General features: G+C 79.5%; 4 protein-coding genes. 2 read left to right on the top strand and 2 right to left on the bottom strand.

The features are described from left to right. Positions 1-115 precede the first annotated feature (115 nt). Positions 116-658, top strand: coding sequence for a carboxymuconolactone decarboxylase family protein (locus ACFY07_RS24540; protein ID WP_390871673.1), 543 nt, complete (start codon positions 116-118; stop codon positions 656-658). Positions 659-839: 181 nt separating this feature from the next. Here ACFY07_RS24540 and ACFY07_RS24545 read toward each other — a convergent pair whose 3' ends face one another. Both ACFY07_RS24545 and ACFY07_RS24550 read right to left on the bottom strand, forming a co-directional pair. Continuing rightward, positions 840-1,670: a DUF4232 domain-containing protein gene (locus ACFY07_RS24545; protein WP_390871674.1), complete on the bottom strand. Its 831-nt coding sequence runs from the start codon at positions 1,668-1,670 to the stop codon at positions 840-842. Between the two features lie 196 nt (positions 1,671-1,866). Then, positions 1,867-3,261, bottom strand: a complete 1,395-nt coding sequence (locus ACFY07_RS24550; RefSeq protein ID WP_390871675.1) for a serine/threonine-protein kinase — start codon at positions 3,259-3,261, stop codon at positions 1,867-1,869. A gap of 44 nt (positions 3,262-3,305) precedes the next feature. Here ACFY07_RS24550 and ACFY07_RS24555 point away from each other — a divergent pair, with 44 nt between their 5' ends. Beyond that, positions 3,306-3,890: an RNA polymerase sigma factor gene (locus ACFY07_RS24555; protein ID WP_390871676.1), complete on the top strand. Its 585-nt coding sequence runs from the start codon at positions 3,306-3,308 to the stop codon at positions 3,888-3,890. Positions 3,891-4,685: the final 795 nt, after the last annotated feature.

Genomic DNA, 4,685 nt, shown 5'->3' on the forward strand with positions numbered 1-4,685 from the left:
CCTCCCACGCCGTGACCGTCTCCCACCCCGGCGCCGTCACCCGCCTCATCGAGCAGGCCGCCCACGCCACCACCCGCTGACCCCCGGCCCGGCCCCGACCTCGGAAGGACACCGCATGTCCCGCATCGCCCGCCACACCGTCCAGGACGCCCCCGAGGCCGGCCGCGAGGCCCTCGCCGGGCTGGCGTTCCCCAACGGCAGGCTCCTCAACATCTTCGGCCACATGGCGGCCTCGCCCGCCGTCCTGCACGGCTACCTCGGCCTGCGCTCCGCGATCGCCGAGCACGGCACCCTGGACGGCCGCACCCAGGAGGCCATCGCCCTGGCCGTCGCCGCGGAGAACGCCTGCGACTACTGCCAGGCCGCCCACACCGCCGGCGGCACCCAGGCCGGCCTCACCCGCGAGGAGACCGTCGCCATCCGGCGCGGCGACACCGCGTTCGACCCGCGCCTCGGCGCCCTCCTGGCCGTGGCCCGCCAGGCCGCCGCCAAGGTCGGCGTCGTCGACGACGCCGCCTGGGAGGCCGCCCGGGCCGCGGGCTGGACCGACGAGCAGCTCGCCGAGCTCCACGTCCACATCGCGATCAACCTCTACACCAACCACTTCAACCACTGGGCCGCCACCGAGCTCGACCTCCCGGCAGCCCCCGCCCTCTGACCCCCCGGCCCGCCGCACGGCCCCCGCACACCGGGCGGCGGACGGCCCCGGACCGCAGGCGCACCCCGCGCCCGCGGCCGGGGCCGCGGTGTCCGCGGGCCGTCCCCCGCCCCCCTGCCCACCGCTCACCGTCGCCCGCCGCGCGGGTCCCGGCACCGTGACCCGCGCGGCGGGCGCGGGCTCAGGCTCCCGTGCCGGGCTGCAGGACGCCGAGCCGAGGCACCGAGGCCTTGCCGGTGTTGGACACCGCTCCTCCCGGCCACCGCGCCGTGAGGGGGGCGGTCTCGTCGGGCGGGGTGACGTGCACGGCCGCGGGCACCACGGTGGTGACCCCCGTGAGGGCCGGGTTCGCGAACGTCATGGGCGCCCAGGCGCTCTGCCCGGGCCGCAGCCGGACGGTCACCGGCGTGGTTCCCGCCGCGCGCTCGGGATCCGGTGCCACCTGCTCTCCGGCGCCGTCCACGAACGCCGCGCCGGGGAAGCCGCGGACCGTGCAGGTCCGCCCCGAGGCGTTGGTCAGCACCAGGGCGAAGTTCTCCTGGCCGGCCCCCGGGCTGCCGGGCGTGACGGACGCCCTGAGGTCCTGCGTGCGGCAGCGCCCGTCCCCCGTGGACGCGGACGCGGCCGGGGACGCGCCCGGTGCCGTGGACGCGGCGGACGGTCCGCCGGCCGAGGCGGAGGCCGAGGCCCGGCCCTCCCCGGGCCGGGCGGACCCCCGGACCGACGGGGCGTCCGACGGCGTGCCCGACGGTGCGCCCGACGGCGTACCGGCCGGTCCGGCCGTGCCCGTGCCCACCCCCGCGGGCGCCGCGGAGCCGGGGAGGGTGCGCGGGGCGGACGCCTCCGTGCCGGTGCCGCCGGTGCAGCCGGCCAGGGCCGCCAGGAGGGCGGCCGCACCGCCGCACGCGGCGCCTCTCCGCAGCGCCGTGCCCCTCCGCAGCGCCGTCCCCCTCCGCCGGCGGCCGCCGGCCTCCGCGCCCCGTCCGCCGGCCGTGTGCTCCTGGTGCTCCATGGTGCCTTGTGCCTTCCTGGTCCGTGCCCGTCCTCCTGCCGGAGGTGCGGGGTCGTCGGCGGGGTCGCCGGCCGGACGCGCCCGTCGTCCGCGGGGACCGCCGCCCCGTGGGACGGCCGCCCGGTGGGACCGCCGGTCCCGTCACGTGTCCGCCACCCGGTGGGACGGGGCCCGCCGCGGAAAGGTTCGCGAGGGCTCAGGAGGAGCCGGCGACCCGGAGGCCCTCCAGGATCCGGCCGGTCGCGTCCGGACCGCCGTCCCGCCGGATCTGCACGTAGACGAGCGGGGAGGCGCCGCCGTCCCGCCGCGCCAGGGTGATCTCCTCGACCGGGCCGCCCCCGCAGCCCGTCCACGTCCGGATGCGCCCCTCCCACACCGCGCCCCGGTACGGGCGGCTGCCGGCCGGGACGCAGCCCGGGTGCGCCAGCCGGTCCACCGCGGCGGGCAGCGCGTCCTTCTCGCTGAGGCCGACGAACACGCCCGCGGCCCCCGACCGCAGGTCGGGCCAGCTCCCGAGGTCGGTGGCGACGGTGAGGCCCGGCTCGGCGTCCTCGTCCAGCCCCAGTGCCCGGGGCGCCCACCCCGAGCCGACCGTCTCGCGGGCCCACCGCGCGGGCAGCTCCAGCCGGATCCGTCCCGTGGCGTCGCCCACGCCCGCCAGGGCCGGCGCGTGCCGGGTGTCCGGGAGGGACCGCGCCGTGGCCACGGCGCCCCCCGAGGCCGCCAGCGTCACGGCGGCACCCGCGGCGAGGAGCCGCCCGCGGCGCGCGCGGGGGCGCGGTGCGGACCGCTCCCCGCAGGCCTCCGCGACCAGCCGTCCCACCTCCCGGGCGAAGCCGTCGGCGGTCGGCCAGCGCCGCCCGCGGTCGGGCTCCAGGGCGCGCAGGACCGCGCGCTCGACGCCGCGGGGCAGGTCCGGGCGCAGCCTGCGCGGGGGGACCACCTGCCCCGGCGGCCCCGGCACCGCCCCGGTCACCAGGTGGTACAGCAGTGCGCCGAGGCCGTACACGTCGGCCCGCTCGTCGATGCCGCCCTCGGGGCGGGCCTGCTCGGGGGCCGTGTAGCCGGGGGAGCCGACGGCCTGGGTGAGGCCCGACGCGTGCGCCAGGCTCTTGGCCAGGCCCAGGTCGGCCACCAGGATCCGCTCCCCGCCGCCGGGCGTGCTCGCGACCAGGACGTTGGAGGGCTTGACGTCCCGGTGGAGGATGCCCGCCCGGTGGAGGTCGGCGACCCCGCGCGCGGCCCCGGCCGCCATCCCCAGCGCCTCCGCGACGGGCAGGGGGCCGGGGGTGATCCGGTCCTCCAGCGTTCCCCGGTCGGTGTACTCCATGACGAAGTACGGGCGCCGGTCGGGGAGCTCGCCCACGTCGAACACCCGGACCACGGAGTCCGACGAGACGCGGCGCAGGAAGCGGGCCTCGGCCAGGAAGCGCTCCCGGAAGTCCATCCGGTGGGCCCAGTTGTCGGCCATGACCTTGACCGCCACCCGGGCGTCGAGGGCGTCGTCGTGCGCGAGCCACACGGTGGCGAAGGCCCCCGAGCCCAGACGCCCGTCCAGGCGGTACCTGCCGATCTGCCGGACTGGGAGCATGGGACCATGATGCCCCAGCCGAGGAAGGGGAGAGGAGCCCGCCCGTGCCCGCCGATCCCGAGACGGAGTCGCTCGCCGCGAGGGCTGCCGCCGGCGACGCGGCCGCCCTCGACGCCCTGCTGGAGCGGATACGGCCCGAGGCCCTGCGCCGCTGCGGCCGCTTCCTGCCCTGCCGGGAGGACGCCGAGGAGGCGGCCCAGGACGTCCTGATCCAGGTGGCCCGCGGGATCCGGTCGTTCGAGGGGCGCAGCCTGTTCAGCACCTGGCTCTACACCGTCGTCGCCAACTGCGCCCGGCAGAAGTACCGGGACCTGAGGCGCCGCGCGTCCGAGACGCCCCTGGACGGCGAGGAGCTCCACCGGCCCGACCCCCGCACCACCAGCGTCGTCGCGGGCTCCCGCATCGACCTGCTGGAGGCCCTGGAGCGCCTGGAGCGCCAGAGCCCGCACCTCGTCGCGCCGCTGGTCTACCGCGACGTGTGCCAGATGGACTACGCCGAGGTCGCCGACCGGACGGGGCTGCCCCTGGGGACCGTCAAGTCCCGGCTGCACGCCGCCCGGCGCACGGTCCGGCCCTGGCTGGCGGAGTCCTCCGGGCCGGCGGGAGGGGCCTTGCCGGCGTCCGGCTGAAGGCGTCCCGAGGGCGCACGGCCGAGGGCGCCCGTTCGGCGGTGCCCCGGCCTCCGGAAGCTGCCCCGAACGGCCGAGGACCCGGCCCGAAGGTGCCGCCGTCCGCCGCCGGTACGGCCGCCGATGCGCCCTCCGGTTCACGGGAGGGCCGGAGTCCGCCCGTGAGGGCAGAGACCGTGCCCTCGGCGCTCGGGAGCGCGGGAACCGCGGGACGGCTGCCCGACAATGGACGTGTCCGCACCTGTGGCCTCCCGTCCAGGCCCTGTCCATGGCCGACGGGCGCGCCGTGCGGGAGGCGGACCGTGCCGAAGGGTCCACGGTCCGCCGCGACCCGTGCGGGGGACGCCGTACGGGTCGGCCCGGGGCCCGCCGTTCCCCCCGTAGCGGCGGGTCCCGGTGCCGCGGCCCCTCGCTCCACCCCGAGGGCGGGGCCCGCACGCCGTGCACCGGCCCGCGCGCTGCGACGGGCAGCGGTGCGGCCGCCCCGCCCCGCCCGGCGGCCCGGGAGGCGGGGGCGTCACGCCGTCCCCCGCGTTCCCGTCGGCCCTGCCGCCCCTGCGACATCGTTCGCCGGACAGCCGGACAGCCGGACAGCCGGACAGCCGGACAGCCGGACAGCCGGACAGCCGGACCGCACGGCGTGCACCGGCCCGCCCGCCCCGCCCGGCGGTTCCGCCTCCCCGTCCCACCGCGACGTTCCCGGCCGCGGTGGGACGGTGCCCCCGTCCCCCTGCGGCCGCTCCGGACGCCGACCCGGGCGGCGGGCGGGACCCGCCGCCCGGGTCGGCGTCCGGA

Origin of the sequence: Streptomyces sp. NPDC001380 (assembly GCF_042895785.1) — a bacterium.
GTDB lineage: Bacteria > Actinomycetota > Actinomycetes > Streptomycetales > Streptomycetaceae > Peterkaempfera.

What these genes read in the sequence shown, in the direction of transcription:
- ACFY07_RS24540 (WP_390871673.1), top strand. Translation starts at nt 116, where the DNA reads ATGTCCCGCATCGCCCGCCACACCGTCCAGGACGCCCCCGAGGCCGGC.
- ACFY07_RS24545 (WP_390871674.1), bottom strand. Translation starts at nt 1,670, where the DNA reads ATGGAGCACCAGGAGCACACGGCCGGCGGACGGGGCGCGGAGGCCGGC.
- ACFY07_RS24550 (WP_390871675.1), bottom strand. Translation starts at nt 3,261, where the DNA reads ATGCTCCCAGTCCGGCAGATCGGCAGGTACCGCCTGGACGGGCGTCTG.